The sequence below is a fragment of the Saccharopolyspora sp. MMCC62 genome (genome assembly GCF_057736575.1).
Map to the genome: position 1 here is coordinate 226399 of NZ_JBYKCM010000009.1, position 15123 is coordinate 241521.

Below are 15123 nucleotides of genomic sequence, written 5' to 3' on the forward strand. Positions count from 1 at the left end.
GTTGGGGGTGCGGGCCGGGCTCGTGCTCACGTCGATCAACGGGTGTCCTTCCCGGGCGGGGTGATCGGGGTGCGGTGGCGGTAGAGCGAGCCGGGTCCGCCGTCGAGCCAGAAGAACGGGTAGGGCTCGGCGGAGACCGCGGTGACGCCCGATCCGATGAACCACGGCAGGATCGCGCTCGCGGTCTGGGCGAACATGACCAGCGGTTTTCCGGTGCCGCGCACGTGTTCCAGCAGTGGGGCGAACGTGTCGCCCGCGGCGAGCATCCCGGTGGCGAGCACGGCGTCGCAGCCGTCGACGGCGGCCATGGCATCGCCGACGATCGGCTCGTCCCACTCGGTGCTGCCGCCCTTGCGGTCGCAGGGGACGTAGTCGAGGCCGCGGTCGCGGAGCCGGTGCAGCAGCGAGTTCACCACGCCGACCACCAGCACCCGGTTCGCCCGCTCCGGCAGCAGGTCCACCACGAGTTCGGCGCGCTGCAAGGACTTCTGCAGCGAGTTGCCGCGATCCAGGGCTACCTGCTCGGCGTGCTCGCGGTGCGGGAACCGCCACATCAGGTAGGCGTCCAGCGCGGCGATCCGCACCGCGGGCAACGGGTGCCGCAGCAGCTGCCCGACGGTGGCGCCGACGCAGTCCACGACCTGCTCGTCGGTGAGCTCCCCCGGTTCGACCGCGCAGGAACCGACGGCGTCCTCGACGCGCAGGCTCAGCACGTGGTTGCGGTAGGAACGACCGCGCCCGGAATGGCGGACGCCTTGCTGGGTGAGGAATCCGACGCTCACCGCCGCTTCGGCGACTTCGTCGCCCGCGAGTCCGTCCCCCACGGCCGCCGCGAACCCGTCCAGTGACAGGAAGGCGTCCTTCATGCGGTGACCAGATCCTCGGCGTAGACGACGTCCAGCGAGCCGACGGCCGCCTCGGCGCGGGCGCGCGCGGCCCCGGGTGCCGGATCGGTGACCATCACGTGGCCGAGGTAGTTGTTGTTGCTGGTCGCGGCGCCTGCCACGTGCCCCGGTTCCTTGACGACGCTGTCGACGACGCCGTCGGTTCCGGCGAGCAGTTCGGCGCCCGCGATGTGCCGGATCGGGCCGGTGCGCGGCGGCAGCAGGAACGAGATGGCCGCACTGCCCGCCCCGGTTGCGTGCGCGGTGAGGTCGGGTCGTTCTCCGGCGGCGAGCCGGGCGTGCACCGCGGGCAGGTCGATGCCGGTGACGCGGCGGATCAGCTCGGTGATCTGGTTGCCCGCGGGTCTCGGATTGACCTCGACGATGCGCGGCCCGTCCGGGGTGAGCTTGAGTTCGGTGTGGGTGACGGTGTTGTCGAGGCCGAGCGCGGCGATGGCGTCCACGGCGGTCGAGGTGGCGGCGCGTTCGATGTCCGCGTCGAGGGCGGCGGGGAACATGTGCCCGGTCTCGACGAACCAGGGCGCGCCGCCGACACTCTTGTCGGTCACCCCGATGACGGTCGTCCGGCCGTGCGAGGTGACGGCTTCGACGCTGACTTCGGGACCGGTGAGCAGTTCCTCCAGCAGCACGGTGCGGCTGCGGCGCTGGCCGCGGGCGTTCACCGGGAAGCCCTCCAGATCGCGGACGGCTTCGGCGAGCTCGGCCTCGTCGGACACCTTGCGCACGAACATGCCCGCGCACAGGTCGACCGGTTTGACCACGAGCGGGAACCCGAGGGCGGCGGCCGCTTCGCGCAGCCCGGATGCGGTGTCGGCGAGCGCGAACGCGGGACCGGGGACACCGGCTTCGCGCAGCGCGAGCCGGGTCCGGTCCTTGTTGCAGGCGAGCTCCACCGCTTCGGGCGGCGATCCGGGCAGACCGAGGTGCTGCGCGAGGTGCGCGACGGCGCCCAGGTAGTAGTCGCAGGAGGTGAGCACGCCGTCGAAGCGGAGCGCGGGCTGCAGCCGCGCCACGTGCTCCACGAGGGACGGCACGTCGTTGGTCTCGGCGGTGAGCACGTTCTGCGCGCCGAGCAGCGGGTGGGCGCCCGGCCGGTCCCAGGCTCGCAGGTAGTGGTGCACGTCCCGGGTGAGGAAGCTGAAGCGGTGGCCCCCGTCCCGGATTCCTCTGGGCAGCAGCGTGCTCATCGCCCCGACCCAGCTTTCCACCATCAGCAGGTGACCCACTCCGACTCCTCCGCATGGTTTGCCACTAGCGGACGGTAACGATAATCATGTTCAATACATGTTGGCAAACCCCATTCAGGTAGCACTGGAGTCACTCAGCGTGTTCATCTCGCGTCGCGGCAGCGCCCTCCCGCTGCTCACCCTGCTGCTCGCGACCCTCGCGCCCGCCCCCGCCGCGACCGCAGCACCGGACCCCCGATTCGGCCCCTGCCCGGAGGACATCACCGACAACCCGATAGTCCAATGTGGACGATTAGCGGTGCCGTTGGACCACACTGATCCCCACGGGCCGCAGATCACCATCGCCCTCACCCGCATCCCCGCCGACGGTCCCCCCGAAGAACGACGCGGCGCACTGCTCGTCAACCCCGGCGGCCCCGGCGGCACCGGCACCGACTACGCCGAGAGCAAACGCCCCAAACTCCCCGCCGCCGTCCGACGCAGCTACGACATCATCGGATTCGACCCGCGCGGCACCGGCCGCAGCGCACCCGTCGACTGCGGCCCCGCAGGCGGACTCTTCCAACACCCCCGGCCCGACCCCGTTCCCACCACCACGGAACAAGAACGCGCCCACCTGCGCGGACTGCAGGCCACCGCCGACGACTGCATGCGCACCATCGGCCCCGCCCACGCGCACATCAACACCACCAACACCGCGCACGACATGGAACGGATCCGCATCGCACTGCGCGAACCACGCCTCAACTACCTCGGCGTCTCCTACGGCACCTACCTAGGCGCCGCCTACGCCGCACACCACCCCCGGCACGTCGGCCGCATGGTCCTCGACAGCGTCGTCAGCCCCGACGACTGGCACGACTTCGACACCCGGCAAGCCTTCGCCATGATCGAACAACGCGACGCCCTCTTCGACTGGATCGCCGCCCGCCCCCGGCTCGGCCTCGGCGACGACCGCCGCACCGTCCGGCAGCACTACCTCGACACCCGCGCCGCACTCCCCCACGACACCTACGGGCCCGACGAATTCGACCGCGTCGTCTACCGCACCCTCTCCCGCACCGAACGCTGGGAACCCTTCGCCCACGCACTCAGCCACTACGTCCACACCGGCGACGACACCCCGCTACGCCCCGCCGAAGCCGACGACCACAACTACGAATCCGCGCTGCGCACCATCAAATGCGCCGACAGCAGCCCGCCCCGGCCCGCCGACGTGCTCGCCTCCATCCGCGCGCTGCGCGCCGCCGACCCCCAACCCGTCCTCACCGGGATCGAAGCCGGCACCTGCGCCTACTGGACACCACCTCGTGACACCACCCGGCTCGGACACCCCGACATGCCGCCGGTGCTGCTCACCCAAGCCGAACACGACCCCACCACGCCCCTCGACGGCGCGCGGCGCATGCAACGACGGCTCCCCGGATCCCGGCTCGTCGTCCTCGACGGCAGCCGCTCCCACGGCGCCTTCGCCAGCCAACGCGACGACTGCCTCGACACGGCCGCGGCGCGGTACCTGGTCGACGGGGTGATGCCGGGGGTGGAAACCCACTGCCCCACCCACCCCCACCGATGAGAGCAAGGGAACCTTCCTGTCACTGGTGACAGGAAGGTTCCCTTGCTCGCCCCCGTCAGCGGCCGTACGGGAGCTGTCCACCTGGCCACTGGTACGGGCTCTCCACCCCTGGGCGCTGCGTGGTCGTCTCCGGCTCCGAATCCTGCACGCTTCCCAACGTGACCTCGACCGGATGGGCATTACCGCCCTGCGCATCGCCGACCGTGAGCGTCACCTTCCCGCCAGGCTCGCTCGACCCGATCTGAGCGATCAGGTCCGAAAACGCGCTGACCGCCTTGCCGTTCACCTCGAGAATCGTGTCGCCTTGCCGAAGCCCCGCCTTCTCGGCGGCCGAGCCCGCGCTGACGCTGCTGATCACGGCGTTCCCCGCCTCGCCATCGACACCGGTGACGCCCAGCTGCGGCTTCATCGCCACGCCCGACTTGATGATCTCCTCGGCGACCCTGCTGGCCGTGTCGATCGGGATCGAAAACCCCAACCCGATGTTGCCCGCGCTGGACTCGCTGGACGTGTTCGATTGAATGCTCGAGTTGATCCCGATCACCTGCCCGTCGAGATTCACCAGCGGGCCGCCTGAGTTACCCGGGTTGATCGAAGCATCCGTCTGGATGCCGTTGTAGACGACCGCTTGGCCGTTGTCGGACGACACCTCCACCGTGCGGTCCAACGCGCTCACGATGCCCGAGGTGACCGTGCCCTCCAGCCCCAGCGGCGAGCCGATCGCCACCGCCGCCTGCCCGACCGCAAGATCCGAAGACCTGCCCAGCTCGGCCGCGGAGAGCCCGCCGACCCCATCCAACTTGATCACCACCAGGTCGTAGGAGGGGGCGGTTCCGACGACCTGGCCGCTCGCCTTCTTCCCGTTCGGCAAGGTGACCGAGATGTCTCCACCGCTGCTCACGACGTGGTTGTTCGTCAGCACGTAGCCATCAGCGGTCAGCACGACCCCGGTGCCCTCCGCGCTACCGGAACGCGACGACACCGCGATGTCCACGGTGCTCTTCGACGCCTTCTCCGCTGCGAACTGGACGGTTCCGCTCTGCGCGCTGATCTGCGTGCCCACGGCGGAATCGTGCTGGCTCAAGGTCGGCGAGCCGGAGCCGTCCGATGACCCCAACAACAAGCTGCCGCCGAATCCGGCAGCACCACCGACCAGTCCGGCGAGCAGCGCTACGACGACCGTGCCCGCCGAGAGACCGGCGAAGCGCGATCGCCTTTCACCTGGTTCAGGAACATCCGGCCGCCGGCCTTGCGAACCGCCCGCTTCCCACGACGCCGAGGTCATCCCGTAGCCACCCCCCGGTGGCGCATCCGCTGCGAAACGGTCACCGGCACCTGCGAAATCGTCGTCAGCCATGAACCGACAGTGCTCCATCAGGCTGAGAGCGAGCTATGCGTTCCCTGGTGATTCGCCCTCAACCCACCCCGAACAACCGCGGGCAAGCAAGGGAACCTTCGTGCCACCCGTGGCAGAAAGGTTCCCTTGCTCCGCCCGCCTCATGAGGTGCAGGCCCGGCCGACACACCGGCGAATGAGCGCCCCACCACAACACCGAACATGACCGATAGTGATCACATGTCATCCTCAGTGATCAACCAGCACACTCTCCAGTCATCGCCCCGCCGCGTTTTCCATGTCTCCGAACTGGAAAAACTCGGCGTCTCGCAGTCGACCAGCTACCGCCGCGGACGCGTCGACGGGCCGTGGACACGGCTGCTCCCCGGCATCGTCCTGGTCATGCCGGGCCCGCCCACCACGGATGATCTGATCACAGCTGCGCTACTACGGGCCGGCCCGTCCGCCATGGTCACCGGAATGCACGCGGCCCGGATGCACGGTCTCGACACCCCGGACGAGACCGCTCCGGTCCACGTCCTCATCCCGCACGGCAAGAAGATCCAGAGCAGCGATCTGGTCAGATTCGAGCGCACCACACGCCCGCCCCCACCGATCATCATCGACGGTATCCCGGTGGCTCCCGCGGCTCGGGCGATCATGGATGCCGCCCGCACCTGGCAGTCCCGCCGCTCGACGGAAGCGCTGCTCGTCGAAGCGATCCAGCGGGCTCCGGGTTGTTCACCTCGAGCTCTCAGCGAGGAGATGGAACGAGGATCGCGACGAGGGACCGGGCTGCCGCGCGAGATCCTCCGGGCCATGACGGCCGATGTTCGTTCCGTCGCCGAGCTCCGGGCTTTCGAACTGATCAGAACTTCCGACCTGCCCGAACCTTCGTGGAACACGTCGCTGTTCGACGAAGGTGGCCGCTACGTCGGAATGCCCGACGCGTGGTTCGACGACGTGGGCCTCGCCGTGGAATTCGATTCGTTCGCATACCACTCGTCGCGAGCCGATTTCGCCGCGACGACGAGGCGGAACACCCGTTATGCGACGCATGGCGTAGCAGTCGTGCAGATCCTGCCCGTCGATGTCATGCAGCGGCCCGACGCCGCCCTCTCCACCATTCGACAGGCGTACCAAGCAGCGACGCTGCGGCCGCGTCCGAACATTCTGGTCCGTGCCATCGCCGAAGGAGCTTGACCCGAGCGTTCCAGCCGACAGACGAACATCGAAGACCACCCGGAGTCGCCAAGCCGCCTCCGGGTATTTCGCATGCCATAACGTCGTGCCGCCCACCGACCCCTCCGCACCAGACTCCATTACGGAGCAAGGGAACCTTCCTGTCACCGGTGACAGGAAGGTTCCCTTGCTCCGAATCAGTTGGGGGTTAGGGCGGTTTTGTCGTCGTGCACAGGCCGCCCCCAGTTGTCGACCACACCCGCAGGCACCGGTCGAGCCCCCGGATACCAGGCGCCCGCGATGCTCCAGGCCGCTTCGATGAGCGCGGTGGAGTGCGCGAACGAGTAGGGCGAGAGCCCGACGGTGCTGGGAGCGGGCAGGATGTAGAGCTCGCATCGGGTGGAGTTGAGCTGCATGTCGAGGCGTGCCGCGGTGAGCATCGCCGCTCCGAGCGCGGCCCCGCTGACGCCGCTGACGGATCGGGGCGGGATCGGCGGAGTAGGGGCACTGGCGGGGACGTGCCCGCCGCGCTTCCCGAACCGGCGGTCGAACGGCTCTCCACCTCCGCACGGGAGCACGAACACCCGTTCCGCGCCGAGTTCCACGGCCTTGCTGATCGGCATGAACGCGGCGACGCCGCCGTCGACCAGCCATTGGCCGTTCACCTGGAACGGCGGGAAGAGGCCGGGGATGGAGCAGGAGGCGACGAGCGGCGGCAGCACCGGCCCGCGGTCGAAGTAGACGGCGCTGCCGGTGTCGACGTCGGTCGCGGTGACGGTCAGCGGGATCTCGGCCTGCTCGAACGTCCGGTACGGGAGGGTCCGGTGGATCCACCGTGCCAGTCCCGTGCTGGTCATCAGGTGGTTGGTGATGCCGAGCTTCCCGGCGAGTATGCGTGTGGGCTGGATGGGGAAGATGTCGGAGCGCCGCATCGTGCCCCACAGCGCGCGCAGCTCTTCCGCCCCGCGGCTGGACGGGTCGCCGGCGAGCCAGGCGGCGTTCAGCGAGCCCGCAGACGTGCCGACCAGGAGGTCTGGTCGGACTCCTGCTTCGAACAGCGCGGTGGCCAGACCGGCCTGGATCGCTCCGAACGTAGACCCACCAGGCATCACCCAAGCCGTGCGCATGAGCGTCACCCTCTCTGCTCGTCGTGCGTTCGAGGCTAGCCGGGTTTGCGGGGTGAGCGCTTCAGCTGTCTCCCGGGTCACCTCGACGGCGCCACTGCTTGACCTGGCCGCGGCGCTTCTTGGCGGCCATGCGTCGCCGTCGTGATCCGGCGGTGGGTTTGGTGCGGCGTCGGGTCGGCGGGTCGGGAGCGATGGCTTCGGCGAGCAGATGCGCGAGCCGTTCGCGCGCTGCGGTGCGGTTGAGCAGCTGGCTGCGGTGTTCGGATGCGGCGATGGTGATGGCGCCGTTGACCAGCCGGGATTCCAGCCGTTCGAGCGCTCGTCGCCGATCGCGCTCGGGCAGGCTGGATCCGGCCAGGTCGAAGGTGAGCTCGACACGGGAGTCGGAGGTGTTGACGTGCTGCCCGCCGGGACCGGAGGAACGCGAGAACCGTTCGGAGAGCTCGGCTGCCGGCACGGTCAGCCTGGGTGTGATGCGCAGATCTTCGGGCACCGTCCCAGCATGGCCGCACCGGCGGCGTTCAGGCCAACCGCAGCCAGTTCGCCGAGTCACACGTCCGCCGGGACGCCCGCACGGATGCGGCGAGGTCACCCAGCACCACCGCGGTGTCGTCCCAGCCGAGGCAGGCATCGGTGATGCTCTGGCCGAAGCGCAACGGGCGGGCCGATCCGACGTCCTGCCTACCTTCGACGAGGAAGCTCTCCACCATCACGCCCCGGATGGCCGCCGTGCCGCTCGCGATCTGATCGCCGACGGCCGCCACCACCGACGGCTGCCTGGTGTGGTCCTTGCCGCTGTTGCCGTGGCTGGCGTCCACCACGACGGCAGGTGAGATGCCCGCCGAGCGGAGCTTCCCCACTGCCTTTCGCACGGACGTGACGTCGTAGTTCGGGCCGGTCGCGCCGCCGCGCAGGATGATGTGCGCGTCCGGGTTGCCGGTGCTGCGCACCCAGGTCACAGCACCGTTCGCCCCGGACGCGAGGAAGCTGTGCGGGTGCCGGGCCGCGACGATCGCGTCCACCGCGGCCTGCAACGAGCCGCTGGTGCCGTTCTTCATGCCGATCGGCATCGGCAGCGCGCTGGTCAACTGCCGGTGCACCTGGCTCTCCACGGTGCGCGCGCCGATCGCGCCGTAGCTGACCAGGTCGCCCAGGTAGTCGGGGGCGATGGGGCTGACCCACTCGGTCGCGACCGGGAGGTCGAGTTCCGCGAGGTCGAGCAGTAATCGCCGCGAAGTGCGCAGCCCCGTTTCGATATCGGCGCCGCCGTCCAGACCTGGGTCGGCGAGCATGCCCGTCCAGCCGATGGTGGTGCGAGGTTTTTCCAGGTAGGCGCGCATCACCACCAGCAGCTCATCGTTGAGTTCGGCGGCGAGTGCGCGCAGGCGGCTCGCGTACGACCTGGTCGCCGCGGCATCGTGCAGCGAGCACGGGCCGACCACGGCGAGCACGCGATCGTCGTCGCCGGCGAGCACGCGAGCGATGGACCTGCGCCAGGCGGAGATCCTGGCGGTGGTCGCCTGATCGGCCGGGATCTGGGCCGACAGCTCGGCCGGCGAGGTGACCTCTACGACGGACTTTCCGGACACGGGCACGACGTCGATCGACGGATGCACGGACATCCCACCTCCCAAAACCAGGGAAGCCTAACCTAATTCGATCGTGGTCGGGTGTGAGCAAGGGAACCTTTCTGCCACTGGTGACAGAAAGGTTCCCTTCCTCATCTCCGCGAAGCGGTTCAGTGCGCGGGGGTCCAGCCCTCCACCCCACCCGGCACCGGCGCCTCAGAGTCGTACGGAGTGCGGGTGAAGATGAAGGTGTTCAGGTTCAGGTGTGTGACGGTCCCGTCGCCGGACCGGCCGACCTGGAGCTGTTCACCGGAGTAGTACCCATCCAGCCCGATCCACCGCCCGGCGTGATCCCGGCGGAAGCGGGACGCCCTGCCTCGTCCTTGCCACGGCACCAGGTCGAGCAGGCCATCGGGCAGGATCCGCAGCACGTACGGCGACGGCCCCCAGAACCACTGCCCGGTCAGCTCGAGCAACCCGGTCTCGACTTCCGGGCTCGGAGCCCAAGGCGCGGGGATCCGCGGTTCGTGCGCTTCCAACAGGTCGAACAAGTCGGTCACCAGTGCCGACGAGACGCCCGCCGTGGTGTTGGCCATGAAGATGACACCGGTCCGCTCCGCGGGATCGGCCATGACGGTGGCGAGGAAGCCCGGCATCGATCCGGTGTGCCCGGCGAGCCTGCGCCCCTGATGCCTGATCAACTGCAGACCCAGCCCGTATCCGGCGCGCCAGACATCGCCGTCGTCGACCGCACCGGCCGCGCGCATTTCGGCGACCGTGTCGGGGTGCAGGACCTCACCGGTCTCGCCTGCGACGAAACGAGCCCACCGGAGCATGTCGTCCAAGGTGGACCACAGCTGCCCGGCGGGTGCCATGGCACCTCCGTCTTCGGCCGGTTCCGGCAGCAGCACGTCGGCCCACGGGTGGACCGCCCATCCGCTGGCGTGCGGGGACTCCGGGTGGAAGGTGGTCCTGGTCATCGCGAGCGGGGCGAGGATCTCCTGCCGGACCGTCTCGTACCAGGATCGGCCCCGCAGCCGGGCGACCAGTTCGCCGAGAACGCCGAAACCGGTGTTGGAGTAGTGGAATCCGTGCCTGGGACGTGGCCGGATCGCCTGCTCATCGACTCCGGTGAGCAGTTCCTCGACCGAACCGCCCTCGGTTCGTTCCCACCAGTCCCCGGCAGGCTCCGCGCTCATCCCGCTGGTGTGCGAGAGCAGGCGGGCGATGCTGCGGTTTCCGACGGCCGTGCCGGGCACGTACTCGTCGAGCTCGTCCTCGAGGTTCAGCAGGCCTTCGTCGCGGAGGCGCAGCACCGCGACGGCGACGAGCGATTTGGTGATGGAGCCGATCCGGTACTGCGTGTCCGAGGTGGGCGCCGCCCCGGCGACCAGGCCTCGGCTTCCCGTCCAGAGCGTTTCGCCATCGCGGACGATCCCGGCCATCAGCGACGGCACTCGGTTCTGGCTCTGCTCGACGGCCAATCGCCTGAGCAACGCTCGTTCGGTGGAAGGCAGCAAGCTCGTCATGGCGCCCATGCTGTCACGGACATCGGGGTGAGGAAGGGAACCTTTCTGTCACCCGTGGCAGAAAGGTTCCCTTCCTCTCATGGAAGGAGTGTGGGGTGGTTGGCAGGATGGAGCGCGTGGGCGATCGGGTTGATGTTCGTGGCGTGCTGACTTTCGTCGGGTTGACCTACGCGTTGACGTGGGCGTTGACCGTTCCGATGTGGGTGACGGGGACGGGGCTGACCTGGGAGTGGGCTCCGCTCCTGCTGGTGGTCATGATGTTCGTGCCCGCTTTGTCGGCGGTCGTCGTCACGAGGTGGATCAGCCCGCGGCCTGCCCCGCTCCGCGAGTTGGGGGTCACCGGCCCGGGAATCCGGACGTGGTGGGGACGTGCGCTGCTCGCTTGGCTGGCACCGCCGGCGCTGATGCTGCTCGCTCTGCTGCTGGGCGCGTTGTTCGGCGTCTACCAGGCGGATTGGACGGGGTTCTCGGGCCTCTCCGAACAGCTCGGCGCGTTCGGCGAGAACTCGCCGCCGGCTTCCTCGTTGGCGCTGATCCAGTTGGCGCAGGTGTTCTTCCTCGGCTGGCTGAACGTGATTCCCGCAGTCGGCGAGGAAGTGGGCTGGCGCGGTTATCTGACGTCGGCCTTGTTGCCGTTGGGGCAGCCGGCCGCATTCCTGGTGACGGGCGTGCTGTGGGCGTTGTGGCACGCCCCGCTGCTCGTCCTCGGTTACAACTACCCGAATGCCCCGGTGGTCGTCGCCTTCATCATGATGGGCTGTTTCTGCAGCTTGCTGAGTGCGCTGCTGGGCTGGCTTCGGCTGTCGACGGGGAGCGTGTGGCCTGCGGCGATCGCGCACGGGTTCGTGAATGCGGCCGCCGGGTTCGGTCTGCTGTTCAGCGCTGCGGGAAGTCCGGTGAACAACGTGACGTCCGGGTTGCTCGGCTGGTCCGGGTGGATCGTGCTGGTGTTGGCGATCCTGGTGCTCGTGCTGCTCGGGAAGCTCCCGGTTCCGCTCCCGGATGAGGAGCCCGGTTTGACTCGCGGCGTTCGCAGGCTCAGCCGTCGCTGAGCAGCCGAGAGATCGGGCCGCGGAACGTCCGGCTCGGCATTCGAGGAAGGGAACCTTTCTGCCACATCCGCGATGAAGGGTTCCTTCCTGTCACGCCTGCGCCGGAGATGTGCTCCCCCGTTGCGTTCGCGAGCAAGGGAACCTTCCTGTCACTCCTGCGGTGAAGGGAACCTTCCTGTCACCACGGGGCGGGATGTGCGAAGAGGGGCCGCCCGCACTCGGCGGACGGCCCCTCTTCGGTTCAGTTCACGATCACGGCGCGGGTGGCGGCCCACCCGGCAGCGGGGCGACCGGCAGGTCCTGGTGGATCCGGTTCATGGCGTCGAACCAGGTCCGCGCAGGCACCTTGCCACCGAAGATGTTGCCGTCGCTGCACAGGAACGGCGGTGCGTCGCCGCCGGCGTCGCAGATGCCGCGGGGGCGGGAACCGTCGGCGTAGGTGAGGACGGCACCGGCCATCTGGGGGGTCGCGGCGAGGAACGCGGCGGACTTGCTCTCCTGGGTGGTCCCGGTCTTGCCGATCATCGGCCGGGTCCAGCCCGCGGCCGCGGCGGCGGCCTTGGAGGTGCCTTCGGTGTCGTCCTTGCTCATGCCTTGTGCGAGCTGTCCCGCGATTTCAGGTGTGAGCACCTGTTCGCAGGGCGCTTCCTTGATGGGCACTTCGTTGCCGTTGCGGTCGTGGATCTCTTCGAGCGGCGTAGGCGGGCAATAGGTGCCGCCGCTCATGATGGTGGCGGCGACGTTGGACAGCTCGAGCACGCTGGTGGGCGTGTAGCCGAGGGTGAAGGCGCCGCGCTTGTTCTTCTTGACGGCTTCGGCTTGGGAGGGCCCGTTGGAGCCGTCCTTCTTGAGGGTGGAGCCCGCGCTGTTCACCCCGTTCATCCCTTGCCGCAGGCCGAGCCTGGAAGCCATGTCGACGACGTTGTTGAGCCCGACCTTCTCCTGCAGCGCGACGAAGCCGGTGTTCGGCGAGGTCGCGAGCGCCATCTGCAGGGTGCGGTCCCCCGGCCGGACGCCTTCGGCGTTGCCGACGGTGTACGGGTTGGTGCCGTTCTTGTAGACGCTGGACGTGTAGGTGGCGGGCACCGGCACGTTGTCGGCGATGGTCATGCCCTGCTCGAGGGCGGTGGCCGCGGTGAACACCTTGTAGATCGACCCGGCGCCGAACGGCTGCACCCGGCTGACGATGTCGTAGGCGGTCTGCCCGGCGGCGGAGTCGTTGCCGAAGTCGCGGTTGGCGACGAGCGCGCGGACCTTGTGCTTGTCCGTGCCGGGTTCGACGACGGCCATGGCGTTGGCGATGCCGTCGGTCTGGGTGGGCACCTGCTTCTTGGCGGCTTCCTTCGCGGCGTCGCTGGCATTGCGGTCCAGCGTGGTGCGGATGGTGTAGCCGCCGGTCTCCAGCTCGTCGTCGTCGATGCCGGACTTCTCCAGGTAGTGACGCACGTATTCGCAGAAGAACCCGTCGGTGGTGCCGTCGCCGATGCCGACGCAGCCGTTCGGCGGGCGGCCCAGCTGCGGAGTGAGCCCGAGCGGCTCCTCCTTCGCGACCTTGGCGTCCTCTTCGCTGATCCGCAGCCGGTTGTGCGGGTCCGTCATGAGGTCGATGACGAGGTTCCGGCGTTCCATCGCCTCGTCCGGGTTGGTCCGCGGGTTGAGCGAGCCGGGCTGGTTGACGATGGCGGCGAGCAGGGCGGACTGCGCGATCGTCAGCTTGTCCGGGGTGGTGCCGAAGTAGGTCTGGGCGCCCGCACCCACGCCGAAGGTCTGGTTCCCGACCGGCACCACGTTCAGGTAGCCGGTGAGGATCTCCTCCTTGGTCATGGTGCGTTCGAGCTCGACTGCGATCTTCGCTTCGCGGAGCTTCCGCGCGATCGTCGTCTCCTTGGCCTTCTCCGCGTCGACCTCGTTCTGCGCGACCACGTGCACCAGGTAGTTCTTCACGTACTGCTGGGTGATCGTGGAGGCGCCCTGGGCGGTGCCGCCGGTGCTGACGTTCTTGGCGAGCGCGCGGACGGTGCCCTGCCAGTCGACGCCGTCGTGGTTCCAGAAGCGCTTGTCCTCGACCGAGGTGATCGCGGCCTTCATGTAGCCGGAGATCTGCTCGGGCTTGGTCTCGACCCGGTAGTCCTTGAAGAAGTAGGCGATGGGCTCACCGTCCTTGTCGGTGACCACCGACACCTGCGGCATGTCCCGCTTGGCGAGCGAGCTGGACATGCTCGCCATCGCGTCGGTGGCCTGGTTGACCACGGTTCCGGCGCCGGTGGCCATCGGCATCATGAGGAACGCCACCAGCACACCGGCCAGTACGCACAGCCCGAACATCTTCAACAGCACGCCGCTGCGCACGCCTGCCCCAATCACCGCATGTCCATGACGACCTGATCTCGACCGCTGACCGCAGGCCCGGGTAGGTGCGCCAGGGCGGCGGTTCCGAACGTTCCGGGAGGCGCGGCGGCTCTGCCGTGAGATCGCCGAACCTGCTCCATCGGTCCCTCCGTTGATATCACACCGGCCGGTTGCGCCCGACCTCCGGCCGACCTTCCGGAACCCGCGTTCCCCCTGGCACCGCCAGGAAAATCCGCCGCGCGGCGCAACCGCCGCATACCTCCGCCATCGGACATCACGACCAGTGGTCCCGGGTGCGCCCGAGACTGGCCGGACGGGCCGGAACCCGCACGCGGCGCGTGATCGGACGCTTACACTGAGGCTCGATCAACCGTGTGGAGGGGCTGATGGTCGACCCGTTCTTCGATTCGCTGGCGAACGCGCTCGGCGGGCAGCTCGCCGTCGCGCTCGGCGCCGCCGCGCAGGGCGCCGTGGACAAGGTCCGGAATCTGCTGCGCCGCCGCGGCGATGCCGACCCGGAGACGATGGCGGCGCTCACCGCCGCCGAGCAGCCCTCGGCGGGCGAGCCGCAGATCAAGGCCCTGGCGGAGCGGCTGGACCAGGTGGCGCAGCACGACCCGGAGTTCGACGCGGAGGTGCGTGCGGCAGGTCGGAACGTGCACGCGGAGCTGTCCGCCTCGCACAGCCGCGTGGTGAACCAGAACACCGGCGAGGTACGCACCCTCGTGCAGACCGAGCAGATCAACGGCGACATCACGTTCAACTGAGCCGCCGGCCGAGGGTCAGCCCTGGCGGTCCGCCCGGTCGAGCTCGGCGAGGTAGCGGTTGTACTCGGCCAGCTCCGGGTCCTCATCCGCACCCACCGAACTCGCCGGCGGCGGCACGAGCGGGCGCCGCCGCGACCGCACCGGCTCCACCCGGGCCTCGGACTCCGAGGCGGGTTCCGGCACCGCGGCCGGCGCTTCCCGGCCGCCGCGCAGCTCCATCCGGATCAACCACACCCACATGCAGACGGTGAACACGCCGAACAGCGGCCACTGCAGGGCATAGCCGAGGTTCTGGAAACTGCCCCCCGCCTCGTGCGCCCGGTCCCACTGCCACCACGCCAGGAAGCCGGTGGCGATCGCCGCCGCCACGAACAGCGCGTGCAGCGACAACCAGCGCGGGGTCAGCATCCGTCTCACGCCACGATTCTAGGCGCCCGGTGGCGCGCGCCGTCAGGCGCGCAGGGCGGGCGAGCAAGGGAACCTTCCTGTCACCGGTGCGGCGGGGGGCGCCCGGTGGCGTGGCCTTGATCTGCGCGGACGCACCCC

13 protein-coding genes are annotated in these 15123 nt (G+C 69.2%); 4 read left to right on the forward strand and 9 right to left on the reverse strand.

The genetic code is table 11. The features are described 5' to 3' along the window. Positions 1-35: 35 nt before the first annotated feature. Together AC29IT_RS21705 and AC29IT_RS21710 are read right to left on the reverse strand one after the other, a co-directional pair. Positions 36-866, reverse strand: coding sequence for a hypothetical protein (locus AC29IT_RS21705; RefSeq protein ID WP_488219940.1), 831 nt, complete (start codon positions 864-866; stop codon positions 36-38). Beyond that, complete coding sequence (locus tag AC29IT_RS21710) at positions 863-2131, reverse strand: ATP-grasp domain-containing protein (RefSeq protein WP_488219941.1); 1269 nt, start codon at positions 2129-2131, stop codon at positions 863-865. Before AC29IT_RS21710 ends, AC29IT_RS21705 begins: the two co-directional genes overlap by 4 nt. Positions 2132-2231: 100 nt before the next feature. Between AC29IT_RS21710 and AC29IT_RS21715 the strand changes: the two genes are divergently transcribed. Next, positions 2232-3668 carry an alpha/beta hydrolase gene (locus AC29IT_RS21715; protein ID WP_488219942.1) on the forward strand — a complete coding sequence of 479 codons (1437 nt, stop codon included), beginning with the start codon at positions 2232-2234 and terminating at the stop codon, positions 3666-3668. 55 nt (positions 3669-3723) lie between these two features. On the opposite strand, the gene AC29IT_RS21720 is transcribed toward AC29IT_RS21715, so the two are convergent. Then, positions 3724-5025, reverse strand: coding sequence for a S1C family serine protease (locus tag AC29IT_RS21720; protein ID WP_488219943.1), 1302 nt, complete (start codon positions 5023-5025; stop codon positions 3724-3726). Positions 5026-5243: 218 nt separating this feature from the next. On the opposite strand from AC29IT_RS21720, the gene AC29IT_RS21725 reads away from it, so the two are divergent. Further along, positions 5244-6206, forward strand: a complete 963-nt coding sequence (locus AC29IT_RS21725) for a hypothetical protein (protein WP_488219944.1) — start codon at positions 5244-5246, stop codon at positions 6204-6206. A gap of 176 nt (positions 6207-6382) precedes the next feature. On the opposite strand, the gene AC29IT_RS21730 is transcribed toward AC29IT_RS21725, so the two are convergent. The 4 genes from AC29IT_RS21730 to AC29IT_RS21745 form a co-directional block, all read right to left on the reverse strand. Beyond that, positions 6383-7312: a patatin-like phospholipase family protein gene (locus AC29IT_RS21730; protein WP_488219945.1), complete on the reverse strand. Its 930-nt coding sequence runs from the start codon at positions 7310-7312 to the stop codon at positions 6383-6385. Positions 7313-7373: 61 nt separating this feature from the next. Next, positions 7374-7805, reverse strand: coding sequence for an alternative ribosome rescue aminoacyl-tRNA hydrolase ArfB (arfB, locus tag AC29IT_RS21735; RefSeq protein WP_488219946.1), 432 nt, complete (start codon positions 7803-7805; stop codon positions 7374-7376). A 28-nt stretch (positions 7806-7833) separates the two neighbouring features. Further along, on the reverse strand, positions 7834-8934 hold the full coding sequence (locus AC29IT_RS21740) for a 3-deoxy-7-phosphoheptulonate synthase (protein ID WP_488219947.1): 1101 nt from the start codon (positions 8932-8934) through the stop codon (positions 7834-7836). 116 nt (positions 8935-9050) lie between these two features. Further along, the gene (locus tag AC29IT_RS21745) at positions 9051-10409 is read right to left on the reverse strand and encodes a serine hydrolase domain-containing protein (RefSeq protein WP_488219948.1); all 1359 of its coding nucleotides are present in this window, start codon (positions 10407-10409) and stop codon (positions 9051-9053) included. 95 nt (positions 10410-10504) lie between these two features. Here AC29IT_RS21745 and AC29IT_RS21750 point away from each other — a divergent pair, with 95 nt between their 5' ends. Next, a complete protein-coding gene (locus tag AC29IT_RS21750) occupies positions 10505-11461 on the forward strand; it encodes a CPBP family intramembrane glutamic endopeptidase (RefSeq protein ID WP_488219949.1) in 957 nt (318 codons plus the stop codon). A 252-nt stretch (positions 11462-11713) separates the two neighbouring features. On the opposite strand, the gene AC29IT_RS21755 is transcribed toward AC29IT_RS21750, so the two are convergent. Then, complete coding sequence (locus AC29IT_RS21755; protein ID WP_488219986.1) at positions 11714-13786, reverse strand: transglycosylase domain-containing protein; 2073 nt, start codon at positions 13784-13786, stop codon at positions 11714-11716. Positions 13787-14196: 410 nt separating this feature from the next. Between AC29IT_RS21755 and AC29IT_RS21760 the strand changes: the two genes are divergently transcribed. After that, a complete protein-coding gene (locus AC29IT_RS21760) occupies positions 14197-14577 on the forward strand; it encodes a hypothetical protein (RefSeq protein ID WP_488219950.1) in 381 nt (126 codons plus the stop codon). 15 nt (positions 14578-14592) lie between these two features. On the opposite strand, the gene AC29IT_RS21765 is transcribed toward AC29IT_RS21760, so the two are convergent. Next, positions 14593-14985 (reverse strand): hypothetical protein, encoded by a 393-nt coding sequence (locus AC29IT_RS21765; RefSeq protein WP_488219987.1) that lies wholly within the window; start codon positions 14983-14985, stop codon positions 14593-14595. Positions 14986-15123: the final 138 nt, after the last annotated feature.